This is a genomic window from Roseisalinus antarcticus, from assembly GCF_900172355.1.
GTDB classification, from domain to species: domain Bacteria; phylum Pseudomonadota; class Alphaproteobacteria; order Rhodobacterales; family Rhodobacteraceae; genus Oceanicola; species Oceanicola antarcticus_A.
This window is the reverse complement of sequence record NZ_FWFZ01000018.1, coordinates 26896-45859: the sequence shown is the minus strand read 5'-3', so window position 1 is coordinate 45859 and position 18964 is coordinate 26896. Positions and strand designations below refer to the sequence as shown.

At 65.6% G+C, this 18964-nt stretch carries 18 protein-coding genes; 8 read left to right on the top strand and 10 right to left on the bottom strand.

What is annotated here, in order from left to right:
- The first annotated feature begins 8 nt into the window (after positions 1-8).
- Together ROA7023_RS15280 and ROA7023_RS15275 are read left to right on the top strand one after the other, a co-directional pair.
- Positions 9-1013 carry an ABC transporter ATP-binding protein gene (locus ROA7023_RS15280; RefSeq protein ID WP_085879910.1) on the top strand — a complete coding sequence of 335 codons (1005 nt, stop codon included), beginning with the start codon at positions 9-11 and terminating at the stop codon, positions 1011-1013.
- Between the two features lie 187 nt (positions 1014-1200).
- A complete protein-coding gene (locus ROA7023_RS15275) occupies positions 1201-2679 on the top strand; it encodes a mannitol dehydrogenase family protein (RefSeq protein WP_085879909.1) in 1479 nt (492 codons plus the stop codon).
- A gap of 10 nt (positions 2680-2689) precedes the next feature.
- Here ROA7023_RS15275 and ROA7023_RS15270 read toward each other — a convergent pair whose 3' ends face one another.
- On the bottom strand, positions 2690-3286 hold the full coding sequence (locus tag ROA7023_RS15270; RefSeq protein WP_085879908.1) for a sulfotransferase family 2 domain-containing protein: 597 nt from the start codon (positions 3284-3286) through the stop codon (positions 2690-2692).
- 184 nt (positions 3287-3470) lie between these two features.
- Between ROA7023_RS15270 and recA the strand changes: the two genes are divergently transcribed.
- The 3 genes from recA (at position 3471) to ROA7023_RS15255 (ending at position 7722) form a co-directional block, all read left to right on the top strand.
- Positions 3471-4556 (top strand): recombinase RecA, encoded by a 1086-nt coding sequence (recA, locus tag ROA7023_RS15265; protein WP_085879907.1) that lies wholly within the window; start codon positions 3471-3473, stop codon positions 4554-4556.
- A 218-nt stretch (positions 4557-4774) separates the two neighbouring features.
- Positions 4775-7432: an alanine--tRNA ligase gene (gene alaS, locus ROA7023_RS15260; RefSeq protein WP_085879906.1), complete on the top strand. Its 2658-nt coding sequence runs from the start codon at positions 4775-4777 to the stop codon at positions 7430-7432.
- Positions 7432-7722, top strand: a complete 291-nt coding sequence (locus ROA7023_RS15255; RefSeq protein WP_085879905.1) for a DUF1330 domain-containing protein — start codon at positions 7432-7434, stop codon at positions 7720-7722. The genes alaS and ROA7023_RS15255 overlap by 1 nt, the downstream gene beginning before the upstream one ends.
- Before the next feature lie 186 nt (positions 7723-7908).
- Here ROA7023_RS15255 and ROA7023_RS15250 read toward each other — a convergent pair whose 3' ends face one another.
- Together ROA7023_RS15250 and ROA7023_RS15245 are read right to left on the bottom strand one after the other, a co-directional pair.
- A complete protein-coding gene (locus ROA7023_RS15250; protein WP_085879904.1) occupies positions 7909-8232 on the bottom strand; it encodes a YnfA family protein in 324 nt (107 codons plus the stop codon).
- Entirely contained in the window at positions 8232-8660 is a 429-nt protein-coding gene (locus ROA7023_RS15245) for a MerR family transcriptional regulator (protein WP_085879903.1), read from the bottom strand. Before ROA7023_RS15245 ends, ROA7023_RS15250 begins: the two co-directional genes overlap by 1 nt.
- 149 nt (positions 8661-8809) lie before the next feature.
- Between ROA7023_RS15245 and ROA7023_RS15240 the strand changes: the two genes are divergently transcribed.
- Entirely contained in the window at positions 8810-11089 is a 2280-nt protein-coding gene (locus ROA7023_RS15240) for a heavy metal translocating P-type ATPase (protein ID WP_085879902.1), read from the top strand.
- A gap of 12 nt (positions 11090-11101) precedes the next feature.
- A complete protein-coding gene (locus ROA7023_RS15235; RefSeq protein WP_085879901.1) occupies positions 11102-11569 on the top strand; it encodes a DUF411 domain-containing protein in 468 nt (155 codons plus the stop codon).
- A gap of 83 nt (positions 11570-11652) precedes the next feature.
- Here the strand turns inward: ROA7023_RS15235 and ROA7023_RS15230 are convergent, their stop codons facing one another.
- From ROA7023_RS15230 to ROA7023_RS15215, 4 genes are all read right to left on the bottom strand, one after another.
- Positions 11653-11964 (bottom strand): hypothetical protein, encoded by a 312-nt coding sequence (locus ROA7023_RS15230; protein WP_085879900.1) that lies wholly within the window; start codon positions 11962-11964, stop codon positions 11653-11655.
- 296 nt (positions 11965-12260) lie between these two features.
- A complete protein-coding gene (typA, locus tag ROA7023_RS15225) occupies positions 12261-14081 on the bottom strand; it encodes a translational GTPase TypA (protein WP_085879899.1) in 1821 nt (606 codons plus the stop codon).
- Between the two features lie 60 nt (positions 14082-14141).
- Positions 14142-14471 (bottom strand): DMT family transporter, encoded by a 330-nt coding sequence (locus tag ROA7023_RS15220; protein WP_085879898.1) that lies wholly within the window; start codon positions 14469-14471, stop codon positions 14142-14144.
- Positions 14472-14502: 31 nt separating this feature from the next.
- On the bottom strand, positions 14503-15117 hold the full coding sequence (locus ROA7023_RS15215) for a YitT family protein (RefSeq protein ID WP_085879897.1): 615 nt from the start codon (positions 15115-15117) through the stop codon (positions 14503-14505).
- Between the two features lie 106 nt (positions 15118-15223).
- Between ROA7023_RS15215 and ROA7023_RS15210 the strand changes: the two genes are divergently transcribed.
- On the top strand, positions 15224-15562 hold the full coding sequence (locus ROA7023_RS15210) for a peptidoglycan-binding domain-containing protein (protein ID WP_143535579.1): 339 nt from the start codon (positions 15224-15226) through the stop codon (positions 15560-15562).
- Between the two features lie 24 nt (positions 15563-15586).
- On the opposite strand, the gene ROA7023_RS15205 is transcribed toward ROA7023_RS15210, so the two are convergent.
- From ROA7023_RS15205 to ROA7023_RS15195, 3 genes are all read right to left on the bottom strand, one after another.
- On the bottom strand, positions 15587-16801 hold the full coding sequence (locus tag ROA7023_RS15205; RefSeq protein WP_085879895.1) for an NADP-dependent isocitrate dehydrogenase: 1215 nt from the start codon (positions 16799-16801) through the stop codon (positions 15587-15589).
- Positions 16802-16943: 142 nt separating this feature from the next.
- Positions 16944-17750, bottom strand: coding sequence for a class I SAM-dependent methyltransferase (locus tag ROA7023_RS15200; protein WP_085879894.1), 807 nt, complete (start codon positions 17748-17750; stop codon positions 16944-16946).
- Between the two features lie 7 nt (positions 17751-17757).
- Positions 17758-18906 (bottom strand): HD domain-containing protein, encoded by a 1149-nt coding sequence (locus ROA7023_RS15195; protein ID WP_085879893.1) that lies wholly within the window; start codon positions 18904-18906, stop codon positions 17758-17760.
- Positions 18907-18964: the final 58 nt, after the last annotated feature.

Sequence of the window (18964 nt, the reverse complement as noted above, 5' to 3'; positions counted from 1 at the left end):
ATAGATCAATGGGACGCATCACGCTTGAAAAGGTGAGGAAGGCTTTCGGAGACGTCGAGGTCATCCCGCCGCTGGACCTGACGATCGAGGACGGCGAGTTCGTGGTCTTCGTCGGCCCCTCGGGCTGCGGCAAGTCCACGCTTCTGCGGATCATCGCCGGGCTGGAGGATGTCTCCTCGGGCCATATCGAGATCGACGGCACCGACGCCACCACCCTGCCCCCTGCCAAGCGCAGCCTCGCGATGGTGTTCCAGTCCTATGCGCTTTATCCGCATATGACGGTGCGCAAGAACATCGCGTTCCCGCTGCGGATGGCCGGCTTCAGCAAGGCCGAGCAGGACAAGAAGGTAGAGGCCGCGGCCAGCGTGCTCAACCTCACCGCCTATCTCGACCGCCGGCCTGGCCAGCTTTCGGGCGGTCAGCGCCAGCGTGTGGCCATCGGCCGCTCCATCGTGCGGGAACCGGCGGCCTTCCTCTTCGACGAGCCGCTGTCGAACCTCGACGCGGCCCTCCGCGTGGGCATGCGGCTGGAAATCTCCGAGCTGCACAAGCGGCTGGCCACGACCATGGTCTACGTGACCCACGACCAGGTCGAGGCGATGACCATGGCCGACAAGATCGTCGTGCTTCAGGCCGGCCGGATCGAGCAGGTCGGCTCGCCGCTGGAGCTTTACAAGGCGCCGCGCAACAAGTTCGTCGCGGGGTTCATCGGCTCGCCCCGGATGAATTTCCTCGAAGGGGCCGAGGCGTCGAAACATGGCGCCCACACCATCGGCGTCCGCCCCGAGCATATCGAGGTTTCGGCCGAGGCCGGCACCTGGAAGGGCAAGGTCGGCGTGGCCGAGCACCTGGGCTCCGACACCTTCTTCCATGTCCATCTCGACGGAGAGTCCGACCCGATGACGGTGCGGGCCGGCGGCGAGGTCGGGATGAGCTACGGCGACACGATCTATCTCACGCCCCAGGCCGAGCGCATCCAGCGTTTCGGCCAGGACGGCCTGCGGATGACGTGACCGACCGGGGCCGGGCGCCGGGGCGATGGCGGACCTCTCTCCCAGGCCGCCGTCCCGGCCCTTGTCCCGATCTGCCGATTTGGAAGCCCCCCCGTGCCCGCGCGCACCGCCGCCCCCGAGGCCGCCGCGCCCCAAATGTCGTCGCCGCCAGGGTTCAAGCGGCAGCCGAAACGCTGAGGAGACCCCGATGTCAAAGAAAACGCCCATCAAGCTGAGCGACGCGGCGCTGGATATCCTGCCGTACGGCGTCGGCCGGCCCGGCTATCACCGGTCGGACCTGTCGGGCGGCATCCTGCATGTCGGCGTCGGCAATTTCCACCGGGCGCACATGGCGTTCTACCTCGATCGGCTGTTCGGCATGGGCAAGGGCCACGACTGGGCGCTGATCGGCGCCGGGGTGCGTCCGGGAGACGCCGCCATGCGCGACAAGCTCTCCGGCCAGGATTTCCTGAGCACCGTCGTCGACCTGGAGCCGGCTGGGTTCTCTGCCCGGGTGATCGGCCCGATGATTGACTTTCTGCCCATCGACCCCGAGGTCACCATCGCCCGGATGGCCGATCCGGCGATCCGCATCGTCTCGACGACGATCACCGAGGGCGGCTACTACGTCCGACCGGACGGCAGCTTCAACGCCAGCCATCCTGACATGATCGCGGATGCGGCCACCCCCGAGGCGCCCCGGTCGGTCTTTGGCATGATCCTCGCCGCCCTGCGCCGGCGCCGCGATGCCGGCGTGCCGCCCTTCACGGCGATGTCCTGCGACAACCTGCCTGAGAACGGCCATGTCTTCCGCCAGACCGTCACCGGCCTCGCCGAGATGTCCGACCCGGCGTTGGCGGAATGGGTCGCGGCGAACGTCGCCTTCCCCAATTCCATGGTTGATTGCATCACGCCAGCGACCTCTCCGCGGGAACTGGAGATGGTTCGCGACACCTTCGGGATCGACGATGCCGCCCCTGTGGTCTGCGAGCCGTTCCGCCAGTGGGTTCTGGAGGACAGCTTTCCCCAGGGCCGGCCTCCGCTTGAGGAGGCAGGCGCGGAATTCGTCGAGGATGTCGCGCTCTACGAGCTGATGAAGCTGCGCCTGCTGAACGGCGGGCACGCGGCCATCGCCTATCCGTCGGCGCTGCTGGGGCATGCCTTCGTCCATGACGCCATGGCCGACGCGCGGATCCGCAGCTGGCTCGGCGCCCTGCAATCGCGCGAGATCGCGCCGACCCTGACCGAGATTTCCGGCGTCAGCTACCAGGCCTATATCGATAAGGTGATCGAGCGGTTCTCGAACACCGCGATCGGGGACACGATCCCGCGGCTCTGTTTCGACGGGTCCAACCGGCAGCCCAAGTTCATCCTGCCGACGGTCGTGGACGCGCGAGCGGCGGGCCGCCCGATCGAGGGGCTCGCGCTGGAGGTCGCGCTGTGGTGCCGCTATTGTGCCGGCACCGACGAGGCGGGAAACGAGATCCCACCCAACGATGAAAACCACGCGGAGTTGAAATCGCGCGCCCTCGCGGCGCGGTCCGATCCGTCGGTCTTTCTGGAAAATGCCGCGGTCTTCGGCGAATTGGGCGAGGACAGCACCTTTGCCACAGCCTTCGGCGCGTCACTCGACAATCTCTGGTCCGAGGGCGTCGAAGCGAGCCTGCGGCGCTACACCGGAGAATAAGGCGCGAGCGTCAGTCGGCGCCCATCTCCCAGACCCGGAATTCCTCCGGCCGCTTGCGGCGGAACTTCTCTTCGACCTCGGGCGAGACCTCCAGCTCCAGGGGCGGCGAGACATTGAGCCGTTTCAGCTCCGGCGTCACGCCCAGGCGGTCGTTCAGGAAGGCCATCAGGCGGTCCGGATCCTCGTATTGAAACAGGTAATCGACGCCGAGGTTGCCCTGTCCGTCCAGCAGGAATTTCGCCTGAGAGCCCACGACCGCGTGCGGCGGCTGCTGGCCCCTGCAGTAATCCGTCACGAAATCGTCGAAGCTGATCCCGCGCGTCGAATTCTGGTGGCCGACCAGGTCGTCCCGGTGTCGGTACTTGTACCAACTCTTGAGCCAGTCGACGGGGTGCCGGACGACGGCCATCGTCTCCATCTTCTGCTTGCCGGCCTTCTCGAAGAACGGGTCCAGCCAGCGGCGATAGCGATAAACCGCCGAGTGCTTCAATTCCGGCGGATCGCGCAGCACGATCGAGGCGCGGGGCGCAAGGGCGCCTTCCAGCGCGGTCGTTCCTGTCTTGGGCACGGCCAGAAAGACCAGCTTTTCCTTCCAGAAAACAAGCAATTGTCACGCCCTTCGCCAAGCCATGGTGACGTAAACTACTCTTTAACTCTTATGGACGAAAGCTGGAGCTAGTAAAAAATTGACTTGATATGTTCGCGTTTTGATCTCATTAACCATATGAGAACAAGAGGCGAACGAAGCAGCGATTGCCGCGACCCGGCGCGCGTGTGATAAGGAGCCAAACATGGCAACGGCAGACCTTCTGGCAATGAAAAACAGCAAATCCCAAGGCGACAAGCAAAAGGCGCTCGATTCCGCTCTGGCGCAGATCGAACGGCAGTTCGGCAAGGGCTCCATCATGAAGTTGGGGTCGGCCAACGCGCTTTCGGATATCGAGGCGACCTCGACCGGCTCGCTGGGGCTCGACATTGCCCTGGGGATCGGCGGGCTGCCCAAGGGCCGGATCATCGAGATCTACGGCCCCGAATCCTCGGGCAAGACCACGCTGACCCTGCACAGCGTCGCCGAAGAGCAGAAAAAGGGCGGGGTCTGCGCCTTTGTGGATGCCGAGCATGCGCTCGACCCGCAATATGCCAAGAAGCTGGGCGTGAACCTCGACGAATTGCTGATCTCGCAGCCCGATACCGGCGAGCAGGCGCTCGAGATCACCGATACGCTCGTGCGCTCCGGCGCGGTGTCGCTTGTGGTGGTTGATTCGGTCGCCGCGCTGACGCCGAAATCCGAGCTTGAGGGCGACATGGGCGACAGCTCCGTCGGTGTCCACGCCCGCCTGATGTCCCAGGCCATGCGCAAGCTGACCGGGTCGATCTCGCGCTCCAACTGCATGGTCATCTTCATCAACCAGATCCGGATGAAGATCGGCGTCATGTTCGGCTCGCCCGAGACGACGACGGGCGGCAACGCGCTCAAGTTCTATGCCTCCGTGCGTCTGGACATCCGCCGCATCGGCTCGGTCAAGGACCGCGACGAGGTGGTGGGCAACCAGACCCGGGTCAAGGTCGTCAAGAACAAGGTGGCGCCGCCGTTCAAGCAGGTGGAATTCGACATCATGTACGGCGAGGGCATCTCGAAGACCGGAGAGTTGCTGGACCTCGGCGTCACCGCCGGCGTGGTCGAGAAATCCGGTTCGTGGTTCTCCTACGGGGACGAGCGGATCGGCCAGGGCCGCGAGAATTCTAAGCAATTCCTGAAGGATCACCCCGAGATCGCCCTCGAGATCGAGGACAAAATCCGCGCCGCGCACGGGCTCGACTTCAACATGGGCGCCAGTGATAGCGACGGCAGCGGCGAAGATCTGGTCGAGATGTAGGCCGCGACCCCCGGGACGGACAAGACAAGGACGGGTGGCCCAACGGCCGCCCGTTTCGCGTTCGGGGATCTGCGCGAACGGCCGCCCCTGTGTGCTGCGATCGCCCGCGAGCAAAGCCTTGGCGCACAATGGGTTGGCGCGATGGTCTTCGCGGCGGTGGACAGAGACCTGAACGGGGGCTAAACGCAACCGGATCAATTGGAAAATCGCAGGGTCCCATGACCAGCCTCGCAGACATTCGCAGCTCGTTTCTCGACTATTTCGACCGCCAGGGTCACCAGGTCGTGGACAGCTCTCCGCTCGTGCCGCGCAACGACCCCACGCTGATGTTCACGAACTCCGGCATGGTGCAGTTCAAGAACCTCTTCACCGGTGTCGAACATCGCGACTACGTCCGCGCGACGACCTCGCAGAAATGCGTCCGCGCCGGCGGCAAGCACAACGACCTCGACAATGTCGGCTATACCGCGCGGCACCTGACATTCTTCGAGATGCTGGGCAATTTCTCCTTCGGCGACTACTTCAAGTCGGACGCGATCCCCTTCGCATGGGAGATGGTCACCAAGGAGCTCGGCATCGCCAAGGACAAGCTTCTGGTGACGGTGTTTCACACCGACGAAGAGGCTGCGGACCTGTGGAAAAAGGTCGCCGGGCTGCCGGATGAGAGGATCATCCGGATCCCGACCTCCGACAACTTCTGGCAAATGGGTCCGACCGGCCCCTGCGGGCCCTGCACCGAGATCTTCTACGATCACGGCGACCACATCTGGGGCGGGCCGCCGGGCTCTCCGGAGGAGGACGGGGACCGGTTCATCGAGATCTGGAACCTCGTCTTCATGCAGTTCGAACAGTTCGAGGACGGCACCCGCCGCGAGCTGAGCGCCCAGAGCATCGACACCGGCATGGGGCTGGAGCGGATCTCTTCGCTGTTGCAAGGCACCAACAATGTCTTCGAGACGGATCTCATGAAGGCGCTGGTCGAGGCTTCGGCCCACGGGACCTCCACCGGCATCGATGACGCGCACATCGTCCATCACCGGGTGATCGCGGACCATTTGCGCTCCACCGCGTTCCTGGTGGCGGAGGGCGTGCTGCCCTCGAACGAGGGGCGCGGCTATGTCCTGCGGCGGATCATGCGGCGGGCGATGCGCCACGCGCACCTGCTTGGCGCCAAGGATCCGCTGATGCACCGGCTGGTGCCGGCGCTCGTCCAGCAGATGGGCGCGGCGTACCCCGAGTTGCGCGAGCAGCAATCGATGATCCAGGAAACCTTCGAATCCGAGGAGATCCGGTTCCGCCAGACCCTCGAGCGGGGGCTGAAACTGCTGGACGAAGAAACCACGGACCTGACCGGCGGCGACAGCCTGCCGGGTGCGTCGGCGTTCAAGCTCTACGACACCTTCGGCTTTCCGCTGGACCTGACGCAGGATGCCCTGCGGGACCGCGGGATCGAGGTCGACACCGACGGTTTCGACGCCGCCATGGCCGAGCAGAAGGCCAAGGCTCGCGCGGCCTGGGTCGGGACCGGCGAGGCGGCGGACCAGGCCGTCTGGTTCGACATCGCCGACGACTCCGGCCCGACGGATTTCCTGGGCTATGACACCGAGGTTGCCGAGGGGCAGATCCTGGCGATCGTCAACGGATCCGACCGGGCGACCCGGGCGGCGGAGGGCGAGAGCGTTCAGATTGTCCTGAACCAGACCCCGTTCTACGCCGAATCGGGCGGCCAGGTCGGCGACACCGGCGTGCTGACCACCGAAGGCGGCAGCGCCCGGATCACCGACACCCGGAAAGTGGCGGGCGTTTTCATTCATTTCGCCGAGGTCACCTCGGGCGCCATCGCGACCGGCGAAGGTGCCAGGCTGGAGGTCAGCCACGACCGGCGCGGGCGGATCCGTGCCAATCACTCGGCGACGCACCTGCTGCACGAGGCGTTGCGCGGTGCGCTGGGCGATCACGTGGCCCAGCGCGGGTCGCTCAACGCGCCGGATCGGCTGCGGTTCGACTTCTCGCACGGCAAGGCGATGTCGGCCGAAGACGTGGCCCGAGTCGAGGCCGAAGTGAACGCGATGATCCGGCAGAACAGGCCGGTGAGCACACGCATCATGACGCCGGACGATGCCCGCGCGATCGGGGCGCAGGCCCTGTTCGGCGAGAAATACGGCGACGAGGTGCGGGTGGTGTCCATGGGCCGCGCGGCGACTGGCAAGGGGGCCGACGGCCAGACCTATTCGATCGAGCTTTGCGGCGGCACCCATGTCACGCGCACGGGCGATATCGGCCTTTTCGCGCTGACATCCGAGACCGCGTCCTCCTCCGGTGTCCGCCGGATCGAGGCGCTGACCGGCGATGCCGCCATGGCCGTATTGCGCGGCCGTGACCGGACGTTGACGGTGGTCGAGGGGCTGCTGAAGACCGGTGCCGATGAAACCGCCGCGCGGGTCAAGGCGCTGCTGGACGAACGCCGGCAGCTTGCCAACGAGGTGGCACAGCTTCGCCGTCAGCTCGCCATGTCCGGCGGTCCCGCCGAGGGGCCCGAGGCGCAGGACGTCGGCGGGGTCAAGTTCGTGGCCCAGGTGCTGACCGGCGTCACGGGCAAGGACCTGCCGACGCTGATCGACGGGATGAAGGCGGATCTGGGCTCTGCCGCGATCCTTCTGATCGCCGACGCGGATGGCAAGGCGGCGGTGGCCGCAGGTGTGACTGACGATCTCGTCTGGCGGATATCGGCCGTGGACCTGGTGCGCGCCGCGACGGTCGAGCTGGGCGGAAAGGGCGGAGGCGGCCGTCCGGACATGGCCCAGGGCGGCGGCAAGGACACCTCGAACGCAGACGCCGCCATCGCCGCGGCCAGGAAGAAACTGGAGGAAAGCTGATGCCCACCGCGCTCTGGATTGCCCACGTGAAGGTGCATGACGATGCTGCCTATGGCGAATATGCGAAGCGGGCGACGGATGCGATCGCCAGCCACGGCGGGGTCTTTCTTGCCCGCGGCGGGGCCCATGAACAGCTTGAGGGCGAGGACCGCCCGCGCAACGTCGTAGCGCGGTTCCCGAGCCTCGCGGCCGCGCACGCCTGTTATCACTCCGATGCCTACCAGGAGGCGCTGAGCTTTGCCAAGGGCGCGGCCGTGCGGGAATTGTCGCTGGTTGAGGAGCTGGAGTGATCGGCTTTCCGGCCTGACGCGCCCCTTACACCAGGAACGAAAACAGCGCCCTCGTGATATTGGCTCGTTCCGGAGCTTTTTGGAGCCGGGAAAGACCGGCTGACAACGGCTCCGTCGGAGAGCGGAATTCAACCGCAATCGACGTTCTTCCCGAAACGGACGAGGTGAATATCGGACCTCACAAAACTAAACCGCTCGGGGCGCTGCCAAGATGACCATGGCTCCCAGTAGGCACATTCCCGCGCCGACGAGATCCCAGATATCCGGCCGCTGTCCTTCCACTCCCCACATCCACGCCAGTGACGCGACGATATAGATGCCACCGTAGGCGGCAAAGGCGCGTCCGGCCAAGCTGGTGTCAACCTGCGCGAGCAACCAGCCGAACAGCGCGAGGGTCATGATGCCCGGAACCAGCCAGAGGCTCGAAGCGCCGCGCCACCAGGTCCAGATGGCAAAGCATCCGGCGATCTCAGCAAGCGCTGCGAGCGGGTATGCCACGATCACCGGCATCAGGCGTCGGCCTGCCCGTGATCAGAGAGGCATTCCTGGTGATCGCGCAAGACCTCAAGGATGCGGCAGTCGGCCACGCGATCGGCGCTGCACTCGCCGATCATCCGTCGAAGTTCGACCCTGAGCGCCACGAGACGGGCGATGCGCACCTCGACCTCGCGCAGCTGTTTCTGGGCGACTGCATCGACCTGTGCGCATGACCGTTCCGGGCTGTCAGAGAGATCCAGCAGCTCGCGGATGGCGCCAAGCGAGAAGCCGAGCTGCCGTGAGTGACGGATGAACGAAAGACGATCAAGCTCGACATCCCCATAGCGTCGCTGGCCACCATCTGTCCGACCGGGCTCGGGCATGAGGCCAATCTGTTCGTAGTATCGGATCGTTTGCACCTTTGTGCCGGTGCGCTTGGCGAGAGTGCCGATCGAAAGCATGGGTTTCCTCCTACGGCCCTGTTCTGCTGGGATCGCGTGTCTCCTCGCCTCGGATAACGATGTGGAAAATCTCCAGCCAAGGCTTGAACCTACAGTCGCTGTAGGTCGTATGTCAAAGTTCGGTCGAAGAATCACGACGGAGAGGCCTCATGGCAGACGGGAGCGCCGGACAACGCGAATGGCGCGTGACCGGCATGGATTGCGGGTCATGCGCCGCCAAGGTGCGCGGCGCGGTCGAGCGCCTGCCTGGCGTCGAGGGTGTCGATGTCGCCCTGATGGCCGAGCGGTTGCGAATGACGCTCGATGAGACACAGACACCGCCCGAGCGGATTGAGAAGGCAGTGCGCGGCGTCGGCTTCGGGATCGCGCCCAAGGGCGCACGGCCGGAGAAGCCCAACGGCGGCTTCGTCCTGCCGGATGGAGCTTTTCCAGATGCTGCGGAGAGTTCGGAGACCGACATAGAGCCCGAGGAAAACGACAAGCCGGCCGATGAGGCACCGAGATCGTGGATGAATTCATCCAAGGGCCGACTGGTCGTCGGCACCGGCGCATTGCTCGCGGCGGCATGGGCGTCCCGCCTCGTCCTCCCGGCAGAGATCGCCCATTGGGCGTTCGTTCTGGCGACACTGGTCGGGATCGTGCCCGTGGCGCAGCGCGCCTTCGCCATGACGCGGGCCGGCATGCCCTTCACCATCGAGATGCTCATGACGATCGCCGCCAGCGGCGCGCTGATGATCGGTGAGCCGGAAGAGGCGGCGCTCGTCGTCTTCCTCTTCGCCGTGGGTGAATTGCTGGAAGGCGTCTCGGCCGGCAAGGCCCGCGACAGCATCCGGGCGCTCTCGAAGCTCGCGCCCAAGACGGCGCGGCTCGAAGTGGGCGGCAAGACACGTGAGGTCGCGGCCGAGAAGCTCCAGGTGGGTCAAGTGGTGCAGGTCCGTCCCGGCGACCGCGTGCCCTGCGACGGCGAGGTGATGAGCGGCACGTCCGGCGTCGACGAGAGCCCGGTGACGGGCGAGAGCGTCCCGAGCCTCAAGGAGCCGGGGGCGGAGGTCTTCGCCGGGTCGATCAACGCCGAGGCGCTTTTGCGGGTGCGGGTGTTGAGGTCGGCCGAGGACAACACCATCGCCCGCATCGTCCGCCTCGTGGAGGAAGCCGAGAGCGCCCGCGCCCCGACCGAGCGATTCATCGACCGGTTCGGCCGGGTCTACATGCCCGCCGTGGTCGGGGCCGCTGTCCTCGTCGCCGTCGTCCCTCCGCTGGCCTTCGGGCTGGCCTGGGGCGCGTGGATCTACCGTGCGCTGGCGCTGCTGTTGATCGGCTGCCCCTGTGCGCTGGTGATCTCGGTGCCGGCCTCGATCACTTCCGCGCTGTCGACCGGGGCCCGGAACGGCCTGCTGATGAAGGGCGGCGCGGTGATCGAGGCGGCGGCCCGCACGACCCATGTCGCTTTCGACAAGACCGGAACGCTGACGCATGGCAAGCCCCGCGTGACGGACGTCTCGGTGTTGATCGGAAGCGAGGATGACCTCATGTCGCTCGCCGCCGGGGTCGAGAACGGCGCGAGTCACCCACTCGGACAGGCGATCTGCGTCGAGGCCGAAAGGCGGGGCGTGCACGCGGCGGCGGCGACCGGCGGCCGCGCGCTTCCCGGCAAGGGGGCGGAAGCGTCGATCGACGGCGTGATCGTCAGCGTTGGCTCCCCACGGCTGGCAAACGCGCGCGGCGCACTCACGGACGACCTGCGGACCCGCGCGGCGGCGCTTGAGGCCGAGGGCAAGACGGTGGTCATCGTGCTCTGCGAAGACGTGCCCCAGGGCCTCATCGCGCTCAGGGACGAGCCGCGCGCCGATGCGGCGGATGCGGTCGCGCAGCTGCGCAACCTCGGCATCTCTTCGGTCATGCTTACGGGGGACAACCCGCGCACGGCCCAGGCCATCGCCGAGGCGCTCGGGATCGAGCATCGGTCGGAGCTGATGCCGGAAGACAAGGTGACGGCGATTCGCAATCTGACGACGGACGCCCGCGTGATGATGATCGGCGACGGGATCAACGACGCGCCTGCGCTCGCCGCCGCCCATGTCGGGGTCGCCATGGGCTCGGGCACCGATGTCGCGCTGGAGACGGCCGACGCGGCGATCCTGCGCAACCGCGTGACCGATGTGCCTGCCAAGATCCGCCTTGCCCGCGCCACCATGGTCAACATCCGCCAGAACATCGCGATCGCGCTCGGGCTCAAGGCGGTCTTCCTCGTGACCACTATCTTCGGGATCACCGGCCTCTGGATCGCGATCCTTGCGGATACCGGCGCCACGGTGCTGGTTACGATGAACGCCCTCCGACTGCTGTTCTTCCGGCCCGCCGGACCGCCTGAACGCATCGGTCCGACCGCCAAGAAGGCACACCCCGAGCACGCAGCCGCAACGACCTGAATGGAGATACCAATGACCCTCACCCGCCGCGCCTTGATGGCCTCCGCCGCGTGCTTCGCCGCGACAGCGCCGTCCGCCGGACTGACCCAAAGCTCTCCCGCGATCCACGTCCTGAAAGATCCGAACTGCGGGTGCTGCACCGCCTGGATCGAAATCCTGGAGGAGGACGGCTTCACGGTCACCACCGAGCGCAGCTTCGGCACCCTCCTGATCCGGCACAAGCTCGAGAACGGCATCCCCCAGAACATGACTTCCTGTCACACCGGCGAGGTCGAGGGCTACATGATCGAGGGCCATGTGCCGACGGCCGACATTCGAAGACTGCTATCCGAGCGCCCCGATGCCGTCGGTCTCGCCGTGCCCGGGATGCCCTATGGATCACCGGGCATGGGGCCAGAGCACGAGCGCGATGCCTACGATGTGTTCCTGATCCGCAGGGATGGCGGCACGGAGATCTTCTCAAGCTACGAGGCTGCTTGACCAGGGCGCTTTGCACCGACTCTGGAAAATTCAGATATTGTCCTTCCCGTCTCGCGGGAAGGCGACCCCGAGCGACCATGAAACTACCAGCTGGTCTTCGAAATTTCTCTGCGACGGTGTGCCGTGATGCAGCCAGGGGCGATATGGGACGCTCTTTGGGTCAGGCGCCTTCCCTGGCCGCTCTTTCGTCTTTTCCGGATCTGCCCCGGACGCATTTCTGGTGCGCGCATGAAGGGCGCCGTTGTCGCCATCTGGGGCATCACGAAAGTCTCTTTGGTGCCCGGGATGCGGATTGCGGACATTCCTTCGGCCACCGCCGCTCCGGACCCTCGATATTGTCTCGGCTCGAACCAGTTGTCGTAGATCCGGATGATGTTGAGGAACGCCATCAGCATGGCCGGATCTAATACCGCTCCGTTGATCTATGCAGGACCTGACTGTGATCCCTTGCCGCCTGCTCGCTTCGAGGGGCTTGTTCGCTGACGCAAGGAAGTGATGAAGGTCGAGACGGGTTGAACCGTCTCTTCCAGGGCTCGTCGGGTCAGTGCCGCCCGCAGGTTACCTCAAGATCGAACGGCTGCCGAGATTTCTCTCGGCAGCCGTTGGAGTTGTGTCCCAGATATCGGGAAGAGCCCTCGTGATACGGGGGCGCTGTTTTCTTGTGGTCGTGCCGGCCGGACGCCGGGCTGGATCAGCTGGCGGCTCTCGATTGCCGCTTGCGCTCGTGCGGGTCGAGGAACCGCTTGCGCAGGCGGATGGACTTCGGCGTAACCTCGACCAGCTCGTCATCGTCGATATACGCGATTGCCTGCTCCAGGGTCATGGTCACCGGCGTGGTCAGGCGGACGGCTTCGTCCGTTCCGCTTGCGCGCACGTTGGTCAGCTGCTTGCCCTTCAGCGGGTTGATCTCGAGGTCGTTGTCGCGGCTGTGCTCGCCCAGGATCATGCCGGTATAGACGGCCTCCTGTGCGCCGATGAAGAACTTGCCGCGATCCTCCAGCTTCCACAGCGCGTAGGCCACGGACACCCCGTTTTCCATCGAGATCAGCACGCCTTGGCGACGGCCCTGGATGGTGCCCTTGAAAGGCGCCCAGCCGTGGAACACGCGGTTGAGGACGCCCGTGCCACGCGTGTCGGTCAGAAATTCGCCGTGATAGCCGATGAGCCCGCGCGAGGGAACATGTGCGATGATACGGGTCTTGCCGGCACCGGCGGGCTTCATCTCGACCAATTCACCCTTGCGGGGGCCAGTGATCTTTTCGATCACGGCGCCGGAATACTCATCGTCGACGTCGATGGTCGCCTCTTCGATCGGCTCCATTCGCTGGCCGTCGATATCGCGCATCAGCACCTGCGGGCGCGAGATCGACAGCTCGAACCCCTCGCGGCGCATGTTCTCGATCAGCACGCCCATCTGCAATTCGCCGCGGCCGGCAACCTCGAAGGCCTCGCCGCCGGGGGTGTCGGAGACCTTGATGGCGACGTTGGATTCAGCCTCCTTCATCAGGCGGTCGCGGATCACGCGGCTTTGCACCTTCTTGCCGTCACGGCCCGCGAGGGGGCTGTCGTTGATCCCGAAGGTCACGGTGATGGTCGGCGGGTCGATCGGCTGGGCCGGCAGCGCCTCGGTCACGGAGGTGGCGCAGATCGTGTCGGCGACGGTGGCCTTGGACATGCCGGCAAGGCTGACGATGTCGCCGGCAATGGCTTCGTCGATGTCCTGCGGACCAAGGCCGCGGAACGCCTGGATACGGGTGACGCGGAATTGCTCCAGCTTCTTGTGGTCGCGGCTGAGGGCCTGAACCGTGGTGCCGACCTTGAGGCGGCCGGATTCGACGCGCCCCGTCAGCAAGCGGCCGACGAAGGCGTCCGCGCCCAGCGTGGTGGCCAGCATGCGGAATTCCTCGTGGGCATGGTCCTGCTGCTTGGGCGAGGGCACATGATCGACGATCTTCCTGAACAGCGCGTCCAGCGTCTCGCGCGGGCCGTCCAGCTCGTCGTCGCACCAGCCGTTCCGGCCGGAGGCATAGAGGTGGGGAAAGTCCAGCTGGTCGTCATCCGCGTCGAGGCTGGCGAACAGGTCGAACACCTCGTCCAGGGCGCGGTCCGGCTCTGCGTCCGGCTTGTCGACCTTGTTGAGCACCACGATCGGGCGCAGGCCGAGGGCCAGCGCCTTGGAGGTCACGAACTTGGTCTGCGGCATCGGCCCTTCGGCGGCATCCACCAGCAGGACGACCCCGTCGACCATCGACAGGATACGTTCCACCTCGCCGCCGAAATCGGCGTGGCCGGGGGTGTCGACGATGTTGATTCGCACGCCCTGCCATTCGACCGAGGTGCACTTGGCCAGAATCGTGATCCCGCGCTCGCGCTCGAGGTCGTTGCTGTCCATGGCCCGCTCTGCCACGGACTGATTTTCGCGGAACGCACCGGATTGCTTGAGAAGTTCGTCCACCAGCGTCGTTTTGCCGTGGTCAACGTGAGCGATAATCGCGATATTGCGAAGGTCCATGAGACTGCCTTTGAAAGGGATTGCGCGGCCCATACCGTGCAATCGCAGCAAAAGCTAGTGCTAGTGTGTTGTAGATCCGGAGAAGAGGTGAATCACGAGGATTCCGGCGAGAATCAGCGCCAGGCCCAGCACCGCCGCCGTGTCGAGCACCTGGCCGAAGACGACATAGCCGATCATTGCGATGAACACGATGCCGAGCCCGGACCAGATCGCATAGACGATCCCGACCGGCATGACCTTCAGCGCCAGCGCCATCAGGTAGAACGACGCGCCGTAGGCGACGACCACCACCACGGCCGGACCGGCCCTGGTGAACTGCTGCGAAGCCTGCAGGGCGGTCGTGCCGATGGTTTCGGCCAGGATTGCGAAGAACAGGTAAAGGTAATGCATGACGGTGGCTTAGCCCGGCACCTGCGCCGCCTCAAGTGGCGATGTAGCGGTCGCGCCGGTGGTTGAAGGCGATGATCATGTTCAACACGATCGCGCCGAGCAGGGACCACAGGATCACATGGGCCGGGAACAGCAGGAACCCCACGGTGAAGATGATCGCGTCGGCGATCAACTGCACATACCCCGCCTTGAAGCCGGTCGTGTCCTGGATCAGCAGCGCCACGATCCCCAGACCGCCGAGCGAGCCGTTGTGCCGGAACATGGCCAGCAGGCCGATGCCGGTCGTGGCGCCGAAGATCATCGCGCCGAGGGCCGGATGCAGGCTGCCCACGTCCCAGTACATGCGGATCAGCTCGGTCGTGACCGACAGAAGGGTCACGGAAATCAGGGACTTGACCGTGAATTCAAGCCCGAGCCGCCGGTAGGCCAGCACGTAGAACGGCAGGTTCACCAGAAAGAACACGATGCCGAAGGACCAGCCGGAGAGATAGCTGATCATCACCGCGATGCCCGCCGTCTGACCGGTGATGAGGCCCACGTTCGTCAGCACCGTCAGTCCGAAACCGCACAGGAAGATGCCGAGGCCGAGCCCCTGGACATCGTCGAGGACGGTGTGCTTCACCGAGTTTGGCAGGTCCTTTCGCATCTGCAGAAACTAGGACAGCCATCCTGACCTGTCAACGGCGAGACTGCGGCTTGCCATGGCGCGAAGCATCGGACAAGGTCCCGCTCCAAATACGGGGAGACCGCGAATGAAACGTTTGGCCTTGATCCTGGCCCTGGTCACGGGAGGCCTTGGGCCCGCGATTTCCGCCGCGCAGGAGGTCGAGCAGGTGTTGGACGACCTGAACGGTCCGATCACCAACCGGCTGCTGCGCCCCATCGAGATCCAGGTCGGGCTGGCGACCTCGGGCTATGATGTGGGCCCGATCGACGGGTTGATCACGGTCCGGACCCGCAACGCGATCGCCGATTTCGCCAGCGAAGAGGGCCTCCGCTTCAATGGCCACAGCATCAGCCGGGAACTGAACATCGCGATCCGCGGCCATTACAATCTTCTCTGGGCCGACGGCTGCACCGAAGTTTGCTGAAACGGCCGCGGACGCGCCGGATGGTCAGCCCGCGAGCGCCTTGCCGAGGTTCTCGTCGATCTTTTCCAGGAACCCCATCGTGGTCAGCCACCCCTGGTCCGGCCCCACCAGCAGCGCCAGGTCCTTGGTCATGAAACCGCTTTCGACGGTCTTGACGATCACGCGTTCCAGCGTCTCGGCAAAGTTGGCGAGCGCGGTGTTGCCGTCCAGCTTGGCCCGGTGCCTGAGGCCGCCCGTCCAAGCATAGATCGACGCCACGGAATTGGTCGAGGTCTGCTCGCCTTTCTGGTGCTGGCGATAGTGACGGGTGACGGTGCCGTGGGCGGCCTCGGCCTCGACGATCTTGCCGTCCGGCGTCATCAGCTGCGAGGTCATCAGGCCGAGAGAGCCGAAGCCCTGCGCGACCGTGTCCGACTGCACGTCGCCGTCGTAGTTCTTGCAGGCCCAGACATAACCGCCCGACCATTTCAGCGCCGAGGCGACCATGTCGTCGATCAGCCGGTGCTCGTACCAGATCTTCTTCTCCTTGAAGGCCTCGGCGAATTCCGCCTCGTAGACCTCCTGAAAGATCTCGAGGAAGCGGCCGTCATAGGCCTTGAGGATAGTGTTCTTGGTCGAGAGATAGACCGGCAACCCCCGGTCCAGACCATAATTCAACGAGGCACGGGCGAAATCGTAGATGCTGTCGTCGAGGTTATACATCCCCATGGCGACGCCGGCGGCGGGGGCATCGAACACCTCGCGCTCGATCACCGCGCCATCCTCGCCCACGAATTTCATCGTCAGCTTGCCCGGCCCGGGAAAGTGGAAGTCGGTCGCGCGGTACTGGTCGCCGTAGGCGTGGCGGCCGATCACGATGGGCTTGGTCCAGCCGGGCACCAGGCGCGGCACGTTCTTGCAGATGATCGGCTCGCGAAAGATCACGCCGCCCAGGATGTTTCGGATCGTTCCGTTGGGCGAGCGATACATGCGTTTGAGGCCGAACTCCTCGACCCGCGCCTCGTCGGGCGTGATCGTGGCGCATTTCACGCCGACGCCGATTTCCTTGATCTTGTTGGCCGCATCGACCGTGACCTGGTCATCGGTGCGGTCACGCTCCTCGATGCTGAGATCGTAATAGAGCAGGTCGATGTCGAGATAGGGCAGGATCAGCTTTTTTTTGATGAAGTCCCAGATGATCCGGGTCATCTCGTCGCCGTCGAGCTCGACGATCGGGTTCTCAACCTTGATCTTTGTCATGGGGGTGCCTCTGGTTCGCGCGGTGGAGTCCCGGGCGGACTAGCCCATCGGGACGGCGCCGTGAAGAAGGTATACAAGGGTATACGAAAATTTCCTGAGCCGATGCGTGGTTCTGCCGGTTATTCGTGCGGCATGGGCGCGATCAGCGCCGCGCCTGCATCCAGAGCCAGGGGGTAGAGCCCGCCCGCCACTCCCACAGGAACAGCAGGCGGTCCAGGTCCGACATCTCCTCGCTCCAGTCGGGCAGGGCGTCGGGGCGGATCTCGCGGTCATAGCGCGAGACCTCGTGGGTCGAGGCAAAGCGCGCCGCCAGCTTTGTGCTGAGGCTCCGTTGCAAGGAATCGTGGCATTCGACCAGGATATCGGCCCGGGCCAGCGCGGGGGCGCGAAGCAGGTCCAGCAGATGCTCTTCGGCGCCTTCGATGTCGCAGATCAGCAGGGTCCGGGCCTCTGCGCAGACCGCCAGGTCGTCATGGGTGACGATGCCGCCGGTCGTCACCCGGTCCGCGACTCCGTTGTCGGCGGCCAGCTTGCGGCAGCGTTCGAGGGCGATCGCGTTGCTGTCGCGGGCCCAGACCTGCACGCCCGGCATCCGCATGGCGAGGCCCACTGCGTAATAGCCCTCGGCCGCGCCAACGTCGATCACCAGCCCGTAGTTCCGTGTCGCGATCTCTTCGATCACCGGGGCGATGGTCGCCTCGTAGCAGCCAAGCAGCCGTGGCAGCAGCGCCCCCTCGGCCGAGCCCACGGTATAGTTCAGCCCGGCAAACGGGCCGCCGGCGACGATGCGCCCCTGTCTGGCGGTCAGAGTGTTCTCGATCAGACGCGCACGCCACTTGGCCAGGACGCGCAGCGCGATGTTGAGGACCTGCCGGGTGATCGGCCCGTCGAGAAGCGCCCGCACCTGCGCCGCGATGCCTTGATCGAGACGCGAGGGCGGTTTGCTCATGTCGTCCTCATGCCGCGGCGAACCAGGCGTCGATGCGGGGCGTCAGCGCCTGCCACAAGGCCGGGGCGCCACGGCGGACCTTGTCGCCGACCCGGCGGTCCAGCTTTTCGCGGTCCACCGCGTAGCTGATCCAGGTGCCGCCGCCGCATTCGAGGTTGGCCATCACCGGCTGCACCCTGTCGATGCTCTTGGCAAAGACGGCATCGTCGGTCTCGGCGGCCTCGAACTCGTCCCACAGGCGGCGCAGGGCCTGGCCCTGATCACCGGGCAGCAGGCCATAGAGGCGGTCCGCGGCCCGCTGTTCCTTGGCCTCCTGCTCGGCGGGATCATGGTCGCCGTGGATCGGCGCATCGCCCGCGTCGATCTCGACCAGGTCGTGCAGAACCAGCATCCGCAGGGCGCGCCGGGTGTCGGCGGGGCGTGCTGCATGCTCTCCCAGCAGATGGGCGAAGAGGGCGAGGTGCCAGGAATGCTCGGCGCTATTCTCGCGCCGGCTGCCGTCGAAGATCGTCGTGCCCCGCAGAATGGTCTTGAGCCTGTCCGCCTCGGCCAGAAACCGCAGCCGCGCGGCCAGGGGCTCTGGCGGGCGGGCGCCGTTCCGGTCCAGCAGGGCCATGGCGTGGCGGTGCAGGTCCGGCCAGCTTTCATGAAGCGCGGCGGTGCGCCCGGTCGTCAGCAGGCCGCGCAGAACGTCGCGATCCGAGTCGGTCTGGGCTGGATTGCCCAGTTCCTGCAGCACGGGCTGGGCGTGGTCGAGGCGGCGCACGAATCGCGCCTCGGGGGTCTCGCCCGCCTCGAACTCTTCCCACAGCGCGCGCAGCCCGGAACCCTGGTCGGCGGGAAGCAGCCCGAAGTGCCTCGCGGTCGCCCGGGCGTCGCGGTCGGCAACCTCGCCGGCGGGGTGGTCGAGGTGGTCGGGGTGATCGCCCGAGTCGATTTCGAGCAGGTCATGGACCAGGCACATGGGCAGGACGCGGTCCATGTCGGCGCCTGCGGCCTCGTCCTCGAAGATCATCGCCCAGAGCGCGAGGTGCCAGGAATGCTCGGCGCTGTTCTCGCGCCGGCTGCCGTCCATCAACACGTTCGCGCGGGCGATCCGCTTCAACTTGTCCGCTTCGATGAGAAAGCCCAGCTGGGCCGCAAGCCGTTCTGACATGATCCTGACCTACAGCCCCGGGGCCGCCGGGCCAAGCCCGTTCGGTTGCGTATGTCGC